Below are 16,007 nucleotides of genomic sequence, written 5' to 3' on the forward strand. Positions count from 1 at the left end.
GCTTTCGATGCGCTATCCGCCGGACAGGACGACGACGAGACCGAACGAAATGCGGCCCGTTCGCGTCCAGCGGGTTTCCAGTCGTTCCGATGTCTTCCCGAAGCTGGTCTCGATGCAGAAGTTGATCGATGCCCGCAATTTCGCCGTCTATCGCATCGGCGGCTCGGGGCTTCCCAGCACGCAGCGCCTGGTTTGCGAGCTGGACAATTGGGGCGCCACCAATGCCACCGCCGGCAAGCTTTTCGTCGATGCCTATGGCGCCGCCCTGATCGAGCATATCGACAAGTCACTGTTGCCGTTGATGTGGAACGGACGTGAGGACGACAGTACGGCGGAGACGCCGGATTTTGCTGCCTTTACCGTCCGCTTGAAGCCGCATCTCCTGCCTTTTGCAGGCGTTGCCTTTCCGATTCGGCTCGGCGCGGTCGGCAACGGCTATGTGGTCTTCACCGCAAATTTCATCGACCTTACAAGCGACATGATCGTGGATCTGCATGGCAGGAGCTGTCAGATCATGATGGACCTGTTGTCGCTCGATGAACGTCGCTCGGTGGCAGCCGAAGCGCTCAGCGAACGCGAGATCGCCTGTCTGCAATTGGCAGGCGACGGAAGGATCAGCGAAGAGATCGCCGAGAAGCTTGGGCTTTCCGTACACACCGTCAACGCTTATCTCGGCTCGGCCACGATCAAGCTCGATTCGGTCAATCGAATCCAGGCAATCGCCAAGGCGATCCGCCTCGGCTATATCAGCTGAGACGCCTCTCTCACGGCCACAATTATCCTTCAGAAATGCCAAAAGAATTGACCGGCTTTATGGGCCGGCCATGCAGTTCAGCAGATCTGATCGGAAAATTAGCTGGCGAGAGCCGTAAGACCGTTGGTCGCATAACGGGCATCGGCAAGGCTGCGCGCCAGGATGGCCGTATTCTCGTCCGGATCCGCCGATGCGTTCTGAAACGCGATGTGATTGATCTCGATACCGGCGTGATTCTCCGCCAAGGCCAGCCGGGCATAGATCGTGACGCCACGGGGCTTGATCTCCAGATCGATCCCCACTTCGGCCGGGCCGCCCCATTCCAGCTTGTAGTCACCACTGAGGCCGAAATTGACCGTGCCGGGGTGAAAATAAAGCTCTGCGGCCGAGGCCACCAGATCGGCGAGATTGCCGTAGCATTCGAAGCGCAGCAGCGAAATGAGGTCGGCTGCATCCAGCAGCCGGAGTTCGCTGGCGACCGGGCTGATTGCTTCAGCCAGGATTTGTTCACGTTGGGCAGAGTAGGGGCATTTCTTCATTCGATTTATCGTACCCGTTTCTTATTCGACTGCGCCGCGTAGATGCGATGGATCAATTCGGCGACTGCCTTGTAAAAGACCGATGGGATGACACTATCGACTGAGACTTGCGCAAACATGGAGCGCGCGAGTGGTGGATCTTCGAAAACGGGGATGCCGGCCTCTTCTGCTATCTCTCTGATTCTCAAGGCAATCAGGTCCTGCCCCTTGGCAACGACGACGGGCGCGTCGTTTTCTTCGCGGACATAGCGGAGCGCGACCGCAAAGTGCGTCGGGTTGGCGATGACAAGCGTCGCACGCGGGACATTGTTCATCATGCGCTGGCGCGCACGCGCACGCATGAGAGCACGCTGACGGCCCTTCACCGCCGGGTCGCCCTGTGACTGCTTGAATTCGTCCTTGACCTCCTGCTTCGTCATCTTCAACTGCTCGTACCAATGATGGCGCGTCCAAAAAAGGTCGATGGCGCCGATGACGGCCGAAGCCAGAAGCACCACCAGCAGGATCTTTCGTGTGACGTCGAAGAGCCGCACGAAAAGCGTCTGCGGATCAGAATAAAGCGCATCGATCGCATGCAGAAAATCGCTGCGCAGCACGAAGAACATGATGACGCCAACGATCAGAACCTTGGTGAGCGCCTTGCCGAATTCGATGAGGCCGGGCACGCTGGCGATCCGCTGCCAGCCCTTGGTCGGCGACACGCGGCTGAAATCGGGCATCAAGCGGTCCCAGACGAAGGACGGCATGTTCTGCGCAAACGATGAACCGATACCGAAGACAAAGAAAAGAGCAATGGCGGGGAGCATGAGGTAAGCGACTTCCCAGCCGATCCGAGCGAAAAGCGACATCACGTCGGGGCCGGTCTCGATGTTCCACTGATCCGATTTTTCGAACAGGTCGCGCAGAATTTCGCCCATGCGCCCCACCCGATCGGGTAGGAAGAAGATAAGATAAACGAATGTGGCAAGCATCGAGGCGAAAAGGGTGATTTCCCTGGAGACCGGGATATTACCCTTGAGAACCGCGTCCTGCATTTTTTTGCCGGTCGGGTCTTCTGTTTTACTGTCCTTGTCCTCGTCGGCCACTTCTACCGTCCTTCATAAACGGACAAAGGCCGCGCATCATGCGCGGCCTGATGTTGAGAAAACCTAGACTTGGAGCGCGCCTGGAGCAACGCCGTCGACTTGCCGCTGCCGGATTGTCAACAGCAGATCACGCCGCCTGCGCGTCATTGCCCTCTTCGCTCTCCTTGAGGGCGATCTGGCCGCTGTTGGCAAGCCGGATGGCTTCCTGTGCGATCGCGCGGCGAGCGATGGCGATTTCGCGCGGATTGATGCCTGTCGTGCCGGTCGAGAGATCCGATTCGATCATGCGGCGCTGGCGCGGGCTGATCGAGGCCAGAACGACTTCGCGCATTTCCGCCGACGAGCCGCGCAACGCCATCGTGAGGATATCCGCGGAAATGTCGTTGAGCAGCAGGACGCGGCTGCGTTGCGGCATGAGCATGAGGTCTTCGAAGAGGAAGATCTTCGGACGTACCTTGCCGACGGCCTCCTTGCTGAGCGATTCGAGCGAATCGAGCAGCGTCTCGACCTGGGGCTTTTCCAGCTCGTTCATCAGTTCGGCCACCTTGTTGGAGCCGCCCGAATTGCGCTCTGCCTCGATCTCGGCGATCAGCGTGATGACACGCTTTTCGATGATTTGGGCAGCCTTGGGGCTGACGTCCTTGAGGTTCACGGTACGGTTCATGATGTCGGCGCGGCGCGTGTCCGGCAGCTCCATCAGCACCTTTGCGCCGAAGGAAGATGGCATCATGGAAAGAATATAGGCGATCGTCTGGGGGTGCTCGCGCAGCAGGAACTTGCCGACGAAGCTGGGTTCCGTTTCGCCGAGGCGATCCCAGATAGAGGTCTCGTAGGCCTGGAATGCAGTGCGGCGGCCGAGCAGGCTGTCGACTTCGTCAGGCGTCAGTCCTTCCTCGAGAATGCTCTCGATCGCCCGGGCATTGTCCATCAGACCGGTGCCTTCGGTGAAGAGATCCTCGAATTCCGCCACCAGCCCGGCCAGCTCGTCCGGCGGGATCGGGCGCAGGGATTGCGCCGAGGCAATGATGAGCTGCAATTCATTTTGGGTGAAATATTTCAGCAGGCGTCCGGCCACCTGCTTGCCCATAGCAAGCAGGACCGCCGCCGCCTTTTCAGCCTGGGATAACGGTTTCTCGGCAAGCGCGCCGCCGAAATCGTCAAAGTCCATCATGGTCTTCCTCTCCGTCCCAAAAGCCGGGATCAGGCTTTCTTGGTACTCATTACTTCAATGAGCTTCACGCCGAATCGCGTGTCGTCATTTTCCAACACAGTAATCTCGCCGCGAGCAATTTTGCGGCCATTCACGGTAATTTCAACGGGCTCGCCGATCTTCCTGTCGAGGGCGATGATTGCGCCTTCGGTCAGGTTCATAAGGCCCGAGACTTGCATGCGGCTGGAGCCGAGGACGATCTGGACATCGATCGGTATGTCCATGATCAAGTCGAGATTGGCGTTCAGTGCGCTGCCGGCCGTCGCCGACGTCGAGAAGGAGGTGTCGCCGGAGAAAGACGAACCAAGATCATCGCCGCCGAATCCGTCACCGAATGCCGGGAGGCCCGAGCTCTCTTCGCCAATACCGCCGCCGAACGCGCTTTCGCCGAATGTGCCGCCACCAAGCGCATCTCCGCCGAAGCTGTCGGAACCGAAATCGCCGCCGCCAAAGCTCGGTGCTTCGCCGGAGGCGTCCTGCTGGAGGACACCACGCAGGCCGTCGATGGCCTCATTCAGCTCGGCCTCATTGCCCGGGAGGTCGAGATCGTCTTCACTGTTCTTTGTCTTCTTCGTAGCCATGAAATCACTATTCCAGTTGAAACTTGCCTCAAACTGCCTTGATGGCGGCGGCGCGAAAGAACCGATTAATTCATGAGATGCTTGAGAAGGTCATCATCGGAGCTGATGTTGTCCTTGACACGCACGGTGTAATTTTCACCTGAACGACCGAATTCGCATATGTAGAGATCCTTGCTGTTGGCGCTGACCTCGACGCGTACGTCTTCACTGTCCATGAAAGGAATGACATCGCCTTCGGCGAGTCTTGAAATCGTATCGATCGTCAGCGACTGCAGGCGGATACGTGCTTCCAGGGTAACCTGCGACCGTCGTACCTGCTCGCTGATCATGTCAGTCCATTCCTGGGACTTGGCGGACTGGCTCTTTGCCCGGGGCGCACTGATGACAGTCTTCAGGAGTACTTTCTGCGGTATGATGACGTAGAAATCGGTCGCCACGCTGCCAAGCGTGATCGTCATCTTGACGGCTGCGCCGAACTCCTCAGGGTGCTCCTCGGCGTTCTTGGGCGGCTCTTCGATATTGAAGGGCGCGCCCATGATGGGTTCGAAGCCGCCTGGTGCATTGACGGCAGAGCGCAGAACGCTGCCGATCTTGTCGAACGCCATGACCGCAAGATCGAGCTCGATAACTGACAGCGGTCGAGCCGGCGGCTCTTCTACCGTGTCGGGAATGGCACCGAGCATATGTTCCATCAGGGTGATGACGAAGCCGGTGCCGCAGGCAAGAACAAAACGCGGCGACCAGTTCCGCAACGATCCTTCCACGACGGCATGATGCTCGACGAGATCACCGACGAGATCGTCGATCAGGCCGGACGTGCACCCGGCATAGGTCACCGAGACGTCGAGACCGGTTTCGCTCTTGATGATGTCAGGGAGAAAATCGATGTAGATATTGGCGAGGCTCGTCGAAAGCTTTGCGACGGTCGCGCCGTCGCCGAGGCCGCCGGTCAACTTGGCCAGCAATGCACGATCCATAGGAGGCTGCATATTCGCGGTTTCGTTGCTCATTCTCGTCAAGCCGCCTTGTTCTCACCGCCGGGGTTCATCATTTCCTGCTCGACAGCATCGATCGAAGGCCGCTCGTAGCCGGAGATCGTCTTGCGGCCGTATTCCAGCGCAACCTGCGGCACCGAGCCGTTCATGTAGGCAAGCAGCGTCTGCTTCACGACGATGTAGAGCCGGTGTTGCTTCGTGCGGACGATCTTGATCTGCGAGCACAACGGGTTGCATACGCAGTAGGACAGAAGAATACCAAGCATGGTGCCGACGAGTGCGGCGCCGATGAGTTCGCCGAGCACTTCCGGCGACTCGTTGATCGAACCCAGCGCCTTGATAACGCCGAGAACGGCCGCGACGATACCGATGGCAGGGAAGGAGTCGCCGACCGCCGTGATCGCGTGATACGGCTTGAGCTTGTCCGTCAGCATGGTTTCGATTTCTTCGTCCATCAGCGCCTCGATCTCATGCGAGCGGGCGTTGCCGATGATGATGAGACGAACGTAGTCGCAGATGAAGGCCGTCAGTTCCTTGTTCTTCAGAACCGTCGGGGCCGACTGGAAGATGGTCGATTCGTCCGGGTTGTCGATATGGGCTTCGATCTCGTTGCGCGACTTGGTGCGCAGGTCGCGCATCAGCGAATAAAGTACGCCGAGCACGTCGAGATAGTTGCGTTCCTTCGGCACCTTGCTGGCGAAAGCCTCGCTGAGCGCCTTGCCCGAATCCTTCACGACCTTCATCGAGTTGGACATGATGAACGTTCCGAGCCCGGCTCCGCCGATGATGAGGAGCTCGTAAGGCTGTACCAGCCGATCGACCGGTCCGTGCTCGGCCATAAACCCGCCGATCACGCAGCCGAAAATCACGACAAATCCGATAATAATATTCATGTCGGTCCACATCTGATCATTGTTTCATCCATGAACTACCGGCGCTGCCTTGCGTGAGGCTGGTCCGACCGGGGAGGCCATCCGACCGAGGAAGCTGTCCGACCGGCTTCTCGCCGTCGCGTTTCGACATGTCAGCTTCGCACAAGCAAGCGGGTGCATGGTCCCGGGTAAGGGCATCCATGCCCGGTTAACGAGATGGCTGAACCCCGGCGGCCGCCGATGGTTCTTCGTTATGCTCCAATGTTCGGAGGGCGTAGAAAATGCAGACCGGTATTTACGTTTCGCTATCGTCGCAGATGGCACTCGAGCGGCGTCTCACGACGATCGCCGACAACATGGCCAACATCAATACGACGGGCTTTCGCGCAACCGAGGTCAAATTCGACCAGGTTCTCAGCAATACCGAGAACAAGCTCAACTCCAAAGTCGCGTTCGTCTCCCAGGGCAACGACTATCTTTCCACTGATAATGGCGAGCTCGAAAACACCGGCAGCCCTCTGGACGTTGCCGTGAAGGGCGATGCCTGGTTTGCCCTCAACACGCCCGCCGGCACGGTGCTGACAAGAGACGGACGTCTCACGATGTCGCAGACCGGCGAACTTCAATCGATCCGCGGCTATTCCATTCTCGATGCCGGCGGCGCACCCATTCAGCTTGACCCCAAAGGCGGTGAACCGACCATCGCTTATGATGGCTCCGTCTTCCAGCACGGCAAGGAAATGGGCAAGATCGGCCTTTATACCGCCGATATCAGCAAGGGCTTCCAGCGCTACTCCAACAGCGGCGTCATCACGACGGACCCGCCCCAGGCAGTCGTTGACAATTCGAACTTCGGCGTGGCCCAGGGCTATCTCGAAAATTCCAACGTCAATGGCATGCGCGCGATGACCGAACTCATCGAGGTCAGCCGCGCCTTCGACAGCATTTCGTCGCTGACCAGCACCAGCGAAGGCTCCATCAGCGACGCCATCAAGACCCTCGGCGGCAGTTAAGAGGGCTGATTAATGATCGAGGATCTGCTGCCGGAGAACGCTTTGTCTCCGAAGCTCGGGCAATTGGCGAGCCTTGCCGGCCGTTATACGATGCCAGACCATCTGGTCGCCCATGGCGGCCATGTCCGCACGATCGCGGCCGGACACTACACGGTCGCCGGCCTCTCCAGGCATGTGCGGCTCGGCGAATTCGTCGCTCACCGCTCCTCGACCGGTATTCACCTCGGCGAGGTCGTTCGCGTGGAGCCGGAACTGGCCTATGTCTGCCCGATCGAGCCCGGCGAACCGATCGGCATCCATGATACCGTCATCCGCAGGGGTGCCTTTCGCATCGCACCAACCGACAGCTGGTGCGGGCGCACGATTAACTCGCTTGCCGAGCCGATCGACGGCTTAGGGCCTCTGGATCAGGGCACCGAGCGTCGCTCCATTTCCAACTCGGCGCCCCCGTCGATGACACGCAGCCGCGTCGAGAAGGGCTTCAAGACCGGCGTCCGCGCGATCGATATCTTTTCCCCGCTCTGCCTTGGGCAGCGCCTCGGCATCTTCGCAGGCTCAGGCGTCGGCAAGTCGACGCTGCTGTCCATGCTGGCAAGGGCCGAAGCCTTCGACAAGGTGGTGATTGCACTCGTCGGCGAGCGCGGCCGCGAAGTTCGCGAGTTCATCGAAGATACGCTTGGCGAGCATATGAAGAAATCGATCGCCGTCGTGGCGACCAGCGACGAGAGTCCGATGCTGCGCAAGATGGCGCCGCTTTCGGCCATCACGATTGCCGAGCATTTTCGCGATGCCGGCGACAACGTGTTGCTGATCATCGATAGCGTCACGCGTTTTGCTCATGCGATCCGCGAGGTCGCCACCGCATCCGGCGAACCGCCGATCGCACGCGGCTATCCGGCTTCGGTCTTCACCGAAATGCCTCGCCTGCTTGAGAGAGCAGGTCCAGGTGCGGAAGGGGCCGGGACAATCACCGCGATCATCTCGATCCTCGTCGACGGCGACAACCACAACGACCCGATTGCGGATTCCACCCGCGGTATTCTCGACGGTCACATCGTGATGCAGCGCAGCCTGGCGGAAGAGGGGCGTTATCCGCCGATCGATCCGCTCGCCTCGGTTTCGCGTCTCGCCAGAAAAGCCTGGACTCCGGATCAGGAAAAGCTGGTGTCGCGGCTCAAGGCGCTCGTTCACCGCTTTGAGGAGACAAGGGACCTTCGCCTTATCGGTGGCTACCGGCCGGGGATGGATTCCGATCTCGACATGGCGGTGAGGCAGGTGCCGATCATCTACGACATCCTGAAGCAGTCTCCCGGCGAGCGACCGTCGCTTGATGCCTTCACCGATCTCGCCACTGCTTTGAAAAATGGTGCCGCACCGCCGCCCCAGCCGGCCGTGGCAAGGAGAAACTAGACGTGACCGATTCCGATGCAGATGTGCCAGTCGCTCCGCTGAAAGGGGCCGCCAGAAAGTCCGCCCTGTCGGACAAATTGCTGAAGGGCACGGGTCTGGTGCTGGCCGCCCTGTCGGCCTTCTTTCCCTGGTACGTATTCTTCAATCCCGACAAGTTCGGTATTCATGCGACCCAGGATGACCGCACCCGTATCCTGCCCGATTGGCCAGCACGCAATGTCTTCAGCGTTTCGCCTCTTGCCATGGTCAACAAGAACGACACGACACCGCAGACGACGCTTCCCGATCAGATCAACACGGCCACCATCACCGATATCGGCAAGGACGATCCGAAGGGCCAGCCGCCGGAAGACCAGCCCTTCCCCGGAAAGTCTTCCTTTCACCTGCTCCACGTAGCGAACGGCCGCGCCCTGATCCAGGATGGTTCCGGCATGTACCTCGTGCGCGTCGGCTCGATCCTGCCCGACAACAGCAGGCTCGCGACCATCGAACAGCGTAACGGCAAGTGGGTCATCGTCACATCGAAAGGCGAGATCTATGCGCATGATTGAACATGCTCTTCCGGGGATCGAAGGATCCGCGGGAATGCGTTCACACGTCAGGATTGTGGGTGATTCGCCAAATTTTTCCGGAATTCGGAAAGGCAGTGAGCCGGCCCGAAAACACGAGGTGTTGACATCAGCGAATCGCCTGCCGGCAAAGCTTTTCGACTTTATTCGGAAGTTCGAATTTCCCGTAAGTCCCACGCAAGATTATCGCCCTAGTTTCACGTTGTAAGAACGGAGAGAAGCCATGCAACCGATTCAACTTTTTGACCTGGCGTCACGCCAAGCCGAATGGCTGCAGGTGCGTCAAGAGGTTGTTACCGGCAATATCGCCAATGCCAACACGCCGAAATTTCGCGCCAAGGACGTAACGCCGTTCAACGCGGTGCTCGACGATACCAATGTCGGCATGGCGAGGACCAATCCGGCGCATTTTTCCGGCAATGAGTTCAGCGAAAGCGGCGACGTCAATGTCGAGGACGCTCAGCTGAACCAGGAAATCGGCGTTCAGGAATCAGGAAATACCGTCGGCTTGGAGCAAGAACTGGCCAAGACCGGCGAAATACAGCGCCAATTCAACCTGAACACGGCGCTGGTCAGTTCCTTTCATCGCATGATGATGATGACAGTAAAGGGATAAACCCATGGACCCCTTGTCCGCCGCAATGAAGATCGCAGGCTCAGGCCTGGAAGCACAGTCGACACGCTTGCGCGTCGTTTCGGAAAATATCGCCAACGCCCGCTCGACCGGGGACACGCCCGGCGCTGATCCCTATCGCCGCAAGACGGTGACATTCGGGGCCGAAGTCGATCGCGCTAGCGGCGTGACCACAGTCGGGGTGAAGAAGGTCGGCCAGGATGAGGGGAAGTTCGTGAACGAATACGACCCGGACAATCCCGCTGCCGACGCCAAGGGCTACGTCAAGATGCCGAACGTGAACGTCCTCGTCGAAATGGCGGACATGCGTGAAGCGAACCGCTCTTACGAGGCCAATCTCCAGACGATCAAGCAATCGCGTGATCTGATCTCCTCCACCATCGACCTGCTGAAGAACTCCCAATGATCGACGCAATCAAGAGCATTTCATCCCTGTCGATGACCCGCGGTCTCGGCAACATCGCCACCGACGACGCCGCCCCCTCGCAGGCCACCGGCCTGATCGCCCCGGGCCTGGCCACTCCCGGCATGGCGAAATCCGACGGCTCGAACGGCCAGAGCTTCGCCTCGGTCCTGGGCAATGTGGCCAACAACATGGTCGGCGATCTCAAGCAGGCGGAAAACGCCTCCTTCGCCGGCATCAAGGGAACGATGGACACCCGTAAGGTGGTCGATGCGGTCATGCAGGCCAACCAGTCGCTCCAGACGGCCATGGCCTTCCGCGACAAGCTGGTTTCAGCCTGGCAAGACATTACAAAAATGACGATCTAACGGGATAGGACGAAGACACATGAGAGCGCTCGCCATTGCTGCGACCGGCATGGATGCCCAGCAGACCAATCTCGAAGTGATCGCGAACAACATCGCGAACATCAACACGACCGGCTACAAGCGTTCGCGCGCTGAATTCTCCGACCTTCTCTACCAGACCGAACGCGCCAAGGGCATCGCCAATCGTCCCAATCAGGCGACGGTGCCGGAAGGCGCCAATATCGGTCTCGGTGTTCAGACGGCAGCCGTCCGCAATATCCATATCCAGGGTGAACTCTCCCAGACGGAGAACGATCTCGATATGGCGATCGTCGGCAAGGGTTGGTTCCAGGTGCAGATGCCTGACGGCACGACCGAATACACGCGCGCCGGCTCGCTCAACAAGAACGACGTTGGTCAGCTGGTGACCGTCGACGGCAATCTGATCACGCCGAACGTCACCATCCCAAGCAACGCTACGAATCTGCAGGTCAGCGAAACAGGCGAAATATCGGCGACGATCGGAACGGCGACCGTACCGACGGTGCTCGGACAGCTGCAGCTTGCCAACTTCGTCAACGAAGCGGGCCTTCAGGCCGTGGGCAGCAACCTCTTCCAGCAGACCTCGGCTTCGGGCGACCCCGTCATCAGCAATCCGAACCAGGATGGCTTTGGCTACATCAAGCAGGGTTACCTGGAATCGTCCAACGTCGATCCGGTCAAGGAAATCACCGAGCTGATCACGGCACAGCGCGCATACGAGATGAATTCCAAAGTAATCACGACCGCTGACGAGATGGAACAGATCGTCAGTAAGAACCTCAAGTAACGGAAAAGGGGCCGGACATGATGTTTCGCCGGGCAAAGCGCATTGCAATGACAGCCTTCGCGATCGCCGGCTTCTGCGCCGGCCTTCTGCCTGCGTCTTATGCCGGAGCCCAGGATATGGGCACCGCGAACATGGGCACCGCGGTCGTTCCGACCGAGGTCATCTATCCCGGCGACGTCATCAGCAGCGCACAGCTGGAAGAGCTCGATGTCACCAATCCCAATCTGACGGGTGACTACGCCAAGAAGATCAACGAGGTCGTAGGCTTCGTCTCCAAGCGGACGCTGCTGCCCGGCCGAACCATCTCCATGTCGGCGCTGCGCCAGCCCTTTGCGGTCACGCGCGGCGCCAATGCTCGCCTTGTCATGAGCGTCGGCGCCATGACGATCACGGCGGCAGGCACGCCGCTGGACGACGGATCTGTCGGCGATGTCGTTCGCGCCAGGAACATGGATTCCGGCATCATCGTTACAGGCACCGTTCTTCAGGACGGGACCATTCGTGTGGTAGCAAAATGAAACGGTTGCGTCGCATCATAACAGCGCTGCTGACATTGCCCGGCCTGGTCTTTGCCGACCCGGCCCTGGCAATGAATTCGCGCATCAAGGATATCGCGTCGCTGCAATCAGGGCGCGACAACCAGCTCATCGGCTACGGCTTGATCGTGGGCCTGCAGGGAACCGGCGACGGGCTGCGTTCCTCGCCGTTTACCGAACAGTCCATGCGCGCGATGCTGCAGAACCTCGGCATCTCGACACAGGGCGGCCAGTCGGCCGCCAAGAACACGGCCGCGGTCATGGTGACCACCAATCTGCCTCCCTTCGCAAGCCCAGGCAGCCGCATCGACGTGACTGTCAGCTCGCTGGGTGACGCGACGTCGCTGCGCGGCGGTACGCTCATCATGACATCTCTGACGGGTGCGGACGGTCAGATCTACGCCGTTGCCCAGGGCTCGGTTATCGTTTCCGGCTTTCAGGCTCAGGGAGCGGCGGCTACCGTGACAGAAGGCGTGACGACCGCGGGCCGCGTGCCTGGCGGCGCCATTATCGAACGCGAGTTGCCCTCGCGCTTCAAGGATTCCGTCAATCTGGTCCTGCAGCTTCGCAATCCGGATTTTTCAACGGCCATCCGCATTGCCGATACGGTCAACGCCTACGCCACCTCTCGTTTCGGCGCGCCGATCGCGGAGGCCAAGGATTCTCAGGAAGTTGCGATCGACAAGCCGAAAATGGCCGACCTGACGCGGCTGATGGCGGATCTCGAGAACCTCGAAGTCCAGACGGATACGCCGGCAAAGGTCGTCATCAACGAGCGCACCGGCACCATCGTCATCGGGGCCGATGTGCGCGTATCGCCGGTGGCGGTCAGCTATGGAACGCTCACCGTCCAGGTCAGCGAAAATCCGCAGGTGATCCAGCCCGAGCCCTTTACCGACGGCCAGACGGCCATCCAGAACCAGACGGACATCACAGCCCAGAAGACCGGCGGACGGGTCGCCGTGCTCGATGGTCCGGATCTCAAGACACTGGTGGCCGGCCTTAACAATATCGGCGTCAAGCCGGACGGTATCATAGCGATCCTCCAAGGCATCAAGTCAGCCGGAGCACTTCAAGCGGAGCTCGTCCTGCAATGATGACGGATGTCAAGACGAAAATGCTCTCGACCTGCCGCGGCCTCATGGCGCCGGCGATGATCCTTGCCATGGTTGCTGGCTCGAGCGCCCTGGCAGAGGACAGCGCTCCGGCGGCACCCGCTGCCGCCGCGCCGGCAAATGTCGCAAACGCCAATCCGGCCAACAGCCAGGACGAAATCCGGCAGTTCTGCACCAATATTGCTGATCCGGCGCGCGACCAGCGCTATCTTCTTCAGAAGCAGGAGCTGGAAAAGCTTCAGGCCGACGTCGATGCCCGCATAGCCATCATGGATAAGCGCAAGGCTGAATATACCGACTGGCTGAAGCGCCGTGACGACTTCCTGAAAAACGCGGACACCGGACTGGTCGAGATCTACAAGAACATGAAGCCCGATGCGGCGGCGGCCAGCCTCGACGGTACCAAGATCACCATCGCGGCCGCCATCATCATGAAGCTCACGCCTCGGCAGTCCAGCCTCATCATGGCTGAAATGGACCCGCAGAAGGCCGCCGTGGTGACCAATATCATATCAAGCGCCAGTGACCCGAATACGTCGAAGGATACACAATGAACATGCGTCTACCGGTCGCCATCGCCGCTATCCTTTCCCTCGCCGGCTGCCAGAGTCAGGCCCTGAGAGAGATCGGCAGGGCGCCGGCCATGAGTCCGATCGGCAGCGGGCTTCAATATGCCCAGACCCCGCAGATGTCGCTCTATCCCAAGCGGCCTCATCAGGTCGCGCAGGGGTATTCGCTCTGGAGCGACTCCCAGGCAGCGCTCTTCAAGGATTCGCGCGCCTTGAACGTGGGTGACATCCTGACGGTGAACATCTCGATCAACGACAAGGCGAACTGGGACAACGAGACCAACCGCGACCGAACGAACAAGAGCGACATGAACTACAATGTCGCCGCCGAGATTTTCGGCTGGAAGCCGACCACGCAGGGCACTGCCACGTCCGGTTCCGACACAAGCACCGATGCCAAGGGCAAGATGCAGCGTTCCGAGCAGGTCAACCTCCTCGTCGCCGCCGTTGTGACCGGCGTGCTGGAGAACGGCAACCTGATGATCAGCGGCTCGCAGGAAGTACGCATGAACCAGGAGATCCGCATTCTCAACGTCGCCGGCATCGTCCGGCCGCAGGACGTCACGTCGGACAACACGATTTCCTACGACAAGATCGCCGAGGCGCGCATCTCCTACGGTGGCCGCGGCCGCCTGACGGAAATCCAGCAGCCGCCGCGGGGCCAGCAGGCCGTCGATCTTCTGTCGCCGCTCTGACGGGCCGGCGCGGTACAGGAACAGAAAGCAACAGGCGGACAGGCCATGGCAGAGCAGGAAGCCGAGGGTACACCGGCAAAAAAAACGTCGCCGCTGATCATGCTGATCGTGAGCCTTGCGGTGGTGACCGTAATCGGCGGCGGCGGCGGCTGGTTCGTGGGCACCTTGATCGCTCCGTCGATCTCCGCGGCCGAAAAAGCCAAGAAGGAGCAGGAGGCGGCCGACGCAAAGAAGCCCGAGGCGGGCAAGAAGCCCGACGATGCCGGGCTGCCGCACATCGCCACCGAAGCGAACGGTATCGTCCAACTGGAGCCGATTACCTCAAACCTCGCCTATCCCTCGGAAAACTGGGTGCGGCTAGAGGTCGCGCTGATGTTCAAGGGACCGCCGGATGTCAAAATGGCTGAGGATATTCATCAGGATATCCTCGCCTATATCCGCACGGTCTCGCTGCAGCAGATCGAGGGTCCGCGCGGCTTTCAATATCTTAGGGATGACATCCAGGAGCGTGTTGACCTGCGCTCGGAAGGACGCGTATCGAAGGTTATGTTTAGAACCTTCGTGATTGAATGATTCGATTTCTTATCCTGCTTCTCGTCATGATGGCGATACCGGAACTGGCGGTGGCTCAGCAGTCGCCGGCGGATTTGCTGAACCTGCCTGTCAACGGTTCGGCGGCGTCCTGGATCATTCGTACTTTCGGCCTGCTGACGGTTCTTTCCGTCGCGCCCGGCATCCTGATGATGGTGACCAGCTTCACGCGATTCATCATCGCATTCTCCATCCTGCGCACCGGCATGGGCCTGTCGACGACGCCGTCCAACATGATCCTGCTCAGCCTGGCATTGTTCATGACCTTCTATGTCATGGCGCCGACTTTCGATCAGGCCTGGAAGGACGGCGCCCAGCCGCTGATTGCCAATCAGATAAACGAAACGGAGGCGGTGCAGCGCATCGCCGAACCCTTCCGCACGTTCATGTCGAACAACACGCGTGACAAGGATCTGAAACTCTTCGTCGATCTGGCACAGGAACGCGGGCAGGCGACCACGGATGGCAACAAGATCGACTACCGGGTCCTCATCCCCGCTTTCATGATCTCGGAAATCCGCCGCGGCTTCGAAATCGGCTTCCTCGTGGTGCTGCCCTTCCTGGTAATCGACCTCATCGTCTCCACCATCGTCATGGCCATGGGCATGATGATGCTGCCGCCGACTTCGATCTCTCTTCCCTTCAAGATCCTTTTCTTCGTCCTGATCGACGGCTGGAACCTTTTGGTCGGCAGCTTGGTGCGCTCGTTTCATTAACGACTGGCGCGGTGTCCTGATCACAAATAGACGATCGAGGAACCCTTTCGGAGAGTTATCCCCAGGTCTCCTCCGATATTTTTTAAAGATCGCCGAACTTTTCCGATGGTTCGATTGCCAGGTTCTCACGGGCTGGAAGATCTCCCGGCGCCGTTTTCTTAAACCTGTCCGTAATCGGTAGGGTCTCGGAAATATATGCTGCAAAATCAGATCTTTAGAGAGATATAGGGCGGCTGTCCGATCGGCGACGCGTTCAATGCCGCAATCAGAAAATTGCGCCTTCACTACTTTAGCAATGCGGCCATGGCGCGAGGCGATTTCCGCAAGTAAACGCGTCGGTTGAGGATAGCTTTACCTCTGGGAAACTATCCCGAATCAAGCGGAAATCTTCTGCATGTAATTAATCACTTGGCAAACAATAGCTGCGACATTCTCAGCACATGACGGATTTGGCTCCAGAAAACGGGGGAGCCGAGTGGCATGAAGCTGAACCGCCATCGCCGGTCTAAGTCCGGTATGTCCTCGCTTCAATATTTATCTCGTT

Annotated in this window: 20 protein-coding genes; 14 read left to right on the top strand and 6 right to left on the bottom strand. The window is 59.3% G+C overall.

Going from position 1 to position 16,007, the window contains the following annotated elements:
- The first annotated feature begins 7 nt into the window (after positions 1-7).
- Positions 8-754, top strand: coding sequence for a helix-turn-helix transcriptional regulator (locus DTW90_RS08840; RefSeq protein WP_132521123.1), 747 nt, complete (start codon positions 8-10; stop codon positions 752-754).
- A 98-nt stretch (positions 755-852) separates the two neighbouring features.
- Here the strand turns inward: DTW90_RS08840 and DTW90_RS08845 are convergent, their stop codons facing one another.
- The 6 genes from DTW90_RS08845 to motA all read right to left on the bottom strand — a co-directional run bounded on the left by DTW90_RS08845 (position 853) and on the right by motA (position 6,057).
- Entirely contained in the window at positions 853-1,293 is a 441-nt protein-coding gene (locus DTW90_RS08845) for a hypothetical protein (protein WP_132521125.1), read from the bottom strand.
- 5 nt (positions 1,294-1,298) lie between these two features.
- Complete coding sequence (gene flhB / locus DTW90_RS08850; protein ID WP_132521127.1) at positions 1,299-2,378, bottom strand: flagellar biosynthesis protein FlhB; 1,080 nt, start codon at positions 2,376-2,378, stop codon at positions 1,299-1,301.
- 127 nt (positions 2,379-2,505) lie between these two features.
- Entirely contained in the window at positions 2,506-3,549 is a 1,044-nt protein-coding gene (gene fliG, locus DTW90_RS08855; protein WP_149337725.1) for a flagellar motor switch protein FliG, read from the bottom strand.
- A gap of 29 nt (positions 3,550-3,578) precedes the next feature.
- Positions 3,579-4,169, bottom strand: a complete 591-nt coding sequence (gene fliN, locus DTW90_RS08860; RefSeq protein WP_149337727.1) for a flagellar motor switch protein FliN — start codon at positions 4,167-4,169, stop codon at positions 3,579-3,581.
- 65 nt (positions 4,170-4,234) lie between these two features.
- On the bottom strand, positions 4,235-5,179 hold the full coding sequence (locus tag DTW90_RS08865; RefSeq protein WP_149337729.1) for a FliM/FliN family flagellar motor switch protein: 945 nt from the start codon (positions 5,177-5,179) through the stop codon (positions 4,235-4,237).
- A 5-nt stretch (positions 5,180-5,184) separates the two neighbouring features.
- The gene (motA, locus tag DTW90_RS08870) at positions 5,185-6,057 is read right to left on the bottom strand and encodes a flagellar motor stator protein MotA (RefSeq protein WP_132521135.1); all 873 of its coding nucleotides are present in this window, start codon (positions 6,055-6,057) and stop codon (positions 5,185-5,187) included.
- 260 nt (positions 6,058-6,317) lie between these two features.
- Between motA and flgF the strand changes: the two genes are divergently transcribed.
- The 13 genes from flgF (at position 6,318) to fliP (ending at position 15,463) form a co-directional block, all read left to right on the top strand.
- Positions 6,318-7,049, top strand: a complete 732-nt coding sequence (gene flgF / locus DTW90_RS08875) for a flagellar basal-body rod protein FlgF (RefSeq protein WP_149337731.1) — start codon at positions 6,318-6,320, stop codon at positions 7,047-7,049.
- 12 nt (positions 7,050-7,061) lie between these two features.
- Positions 7,062-8,459, top strand: coding sequence for a flagellar protein export ATPase FliI (gene fliI / locus DTW90_RS08880; protein WP_149337733.1), 1,398 nt, complete (start codon positions 7,062-7,064; stop codon positions 8,457-8,459).
- A 2-nt stretch (positions 8,460-8,461) separates the two neighbouring features.
- Positions 8,462-9,010, top strand: a complete 549-nt coding sequence (locus DTW90_RS08885; RefSeq protein WP_149337735.1) for a flagellar protein — start codon at positions 8,462-8,464, stop codon at positions 9,008-9,010.
- A gap of 241 nt (positions 9,011-9,251) precedes the next feature.
- Positions 9,252-9,644 (top strand): flagellar basal body rod protein FlgB, encoded by a 393-nt coding sequence (flgB, locus tag DTW90_RS08890; protein ID WP_132521143.1) that lies wholly within the window; start codon positions 9,252-9,254, stop codon positions 9,642-9,644.
- 4 nt (positions 9,645-9,648) lie between these two features.
- Positions 9,649-10,068 (top strand): flagellar basal body rod protein FlgC, encoded by a 420-nt coding sequence (gene flgC, locus DTW90_RS08895; protein ID WP_132521145.1) that lies wholly within the window; start codon positions 9,649-9,651, stop codon positions 10,066-10,068.
- On the top strand, positions 10,065-10,433 hold the full coding sequence (locus DTW90_RS08900; protein ID WP_132521147.1) for a flagellar hook-basal body complex protein FliE: 369 nt from the start codon (positions 10,065-10,067) through the stop codon (positions 10,431-10,433). The genes flgC and DTW90_RS08900 overlap by 4 nt, the downstream gene beginning before the upstream one ends.
- Positions 10,434-10,452: 19 nt before the next feature.
- Positions 10,453-11,241 (top strand): flagellar basal-body rod protein FlgG, encoded by a 789-nt coding sequence (gene flgG / locus DTW90_RS08905; protein ID WP_132521149.1) that lies wholly within the window; start codon positions 10,453-10,455, stop codon positions 11,239-11,241.
- Positions 11,242-11,258: 17 nt separating this feature from the next.
- The gene (gene flgA / locus DTW90_RS08910; RefSeq protein WP_245512643.1) at positions 11,259-11,759 is read left to right on the top strand and encodes a flagellar basal body P-ring formation chaperone FlgA; all 501 of its coding nucleotides are present in this window, start codon (positions 11,259-11,261) and stop codon (positions 11,757-11,759) included.
- Positions 11,756-12,874, top strand: coding sequence for a flagellar basal body P-ring protein FlgI (locus DTW90_RS08915; RefSeq protein WP_132521151.1), 1,119 nt, complete (start codon positions 11,756-11,758; stop codon positions 12,872-12,874). Before flgA ends, DTW90_RS08915 begins: the two co-directional genes overlap by 4 nt.
- Positions 12,871-13,446 (top strand): MotE family protein, encoded by a 576-nt coding sequence (locus DTW90_RS08920; RefSeq protein ID WP_149337737.1) that lies wholly within the window; start codon positions 12,871-12,873, stop codon positions 13,444-13,446. The genes DTW90_RS08915 and DTW90_RS08920 overlap by 4 nt, the downstream gene beginning before the upstream one ends.
- Positions 13,443-14,156 (top strand): flagellar basal body L-ring protein FlgH, encoded by a 714-nt coding sequence (gene flgH / locus DTW90_RS08925; RefSeq protein WP_132521155.1) that lies wholly within the window; start codon positions 13,443-13,445, stop codon positions 14,154-14,156. Before DTW90_RS08920 ends, flgH begins: the two co-directional genes overlap by 4 nt.
- 45 nt (positions 14,157-14,201) lie before the next feature.
- Positions 14,202-14,729: a flagellar basal body-associated FliL family protein gene (locus DTW90_RS08930; RefSeq protein ID WP_132521157.1), complete on the top strand. Its 528-nt coding sequence runs from the start codon at positions 14,202-14,204 to the stop codon at positions 14,727-14,729.
- On the top strand, positions 14,726-15,463 hold the full coding sequence (gene fliP / locus DTW90_RS08935; RefSeq protein WP_149337738.1) for a flagellar type III secretion system pore protein FliP: 738 nt from the start codon (positions 14,726-14,728) through the stop codon (positions 15,461-15,463). Before DTW90_RS08930 ends, fliP begins: the two co-directional genes overlap by 4 nt.
- Positions 15,464-16,007: the final 544 nt, after the last annotated feature.

The organism is Neorhizobium sp. P12A (assembly GCF_008365395.1).
GTDB lineage: Bacteria > Pseudomonadota > Alphaproteobacteria > Rhizobiales > Rhizobiaceae > Rhizobium.

What these genes read in the sequence shown, in the direction of transcription:
- DTW90_RS08840 (WP_132521123.1), top strand. Translation starts at nt 8, where the DNA reads ATGCGCTATCCGCCGGACAGGACGACGACGAGACCGAACGAAATGCGG.
- DTW90_RS08845 (WP_132521125.1), bottom strand. Translation starts at nt 1,293, where the DNA reads ATGAAGAAATGCCCCTACTCTGCCCAACGTGAACAAATCCTGGCTGAA.
- fliG (WP_149337725.1), bottom strand. Translation starts at nt 3,549, where the DNA reads ATGATGGACTTTGACGATTTCGGCGGCGCGCTTGCCGAGAAACCGTTA.
- fliN (WP_149337727.1), bottom strand. Translation starts at nt 4,169, where the DNA reads ATGGCTACGAAGAAGACAAAGAACAGTGAAGACGATCTCGACCTCCCG.
- DTW90_RS08865 (WP_149337729.1), bottom strand. Translation starts at nt 5,179, where the DNA reads ATGAGCAACGAAACCGCGAATATGCAGCCTCCTATGGATCGTGCATTG.
- motA (WP_132521135.1), bottom strand. Translation starts at nt 6,057, where the DNA reads ATGAATATTATTATCGGATTTGTCGTGATTTTCGGCTGCGTGATCGGC.
- flgF (WP_149337731.1), top strand. Translation starts at nt 6,318, where the DNA reads ATGCAGACCGGTATTTACGTTTCGCTATCGTCGCAGATGGCACTCGAG.
- fliI (WP_149337733.1), top strand. Translation starts at nt 7,062, where the DNA reads ATGATCGAGGATCTGCTGCCGGAGAACGCTTTGTCTCCGAAGCTCGGG.
- flgB (WP_132521143.1), top strand. Translation starts at nt 9,252, where the DNA reads ATGCAACCGATTCAACTTTTTGACCTGGCGTCACGCCAAGCCGAATGG.
- flgC (WP_132521145.1), top strand. Translation starts at nt 9,649, where the DNA reads ATGGACCCCTTGTCCGCCGCAATGAAGATCGCAGGCTCAGGCCTGGAA.
- DTW90_RS08900 (WP_132521147.1), top strand. Translation starts at nt 10,065, where the DNA reads ATGATCGACGCAATCAAGAGCATTTCATCCCTGTCGATGACCCGCGGT.
- flgG (WP_132521149.1), top strand. Translation starts at nt 10,453, where the DNA reads ATGAGAGCGCTCGCCATTGCTGCGACCGGCATGGATGCCCAGCAGACC.
- flgA (WP_245512643.1), top strand. Translation starts at nt 11,259, where the DNA reads ATGATGTTTCGCCGGGCAAAGCGCATTGCAATGACAGCCTTCGCGATC.
- DTW90_RS08915 (WP_132521151.1), top strand. Translation starts at nt 11,756, where the DNA reads ATGAAACGGTTGCGTCGCATCATAACAGCGCTGCTGACATTGCCCGGC.
- DTW90_RS08920 (WP_149337737.1), top strand. Translation starts at nt 12,871, where the DNA reads ATGATGACGGATGTCAAGACGAAAATGCTCTCGACCTGCCGCGGCCTC.
- flgH (WP_132521155.1), top strand. Translation starts at nt 13,443, where the DNA reads ATGAACATGCGTCTACCGGTCGCCATCGCCGCTATCCTTTCCCTCGCC.
- DTW90_RS08930 (WP_132521157.1), top strand. Translation starts at nt 14,202, where the DNA reads ATGGCAGAGCAGGAAGCCGAGGGTACACCGGCAAAAAAAACGTCGCCG.
- fliP (WP_149337738.1), top strand. Translation starts at nt 14,726, where the DNA reads ATGATTCGATTTCTTATCCTGCTTCTCGTCATGATGGCGATACCGGAA.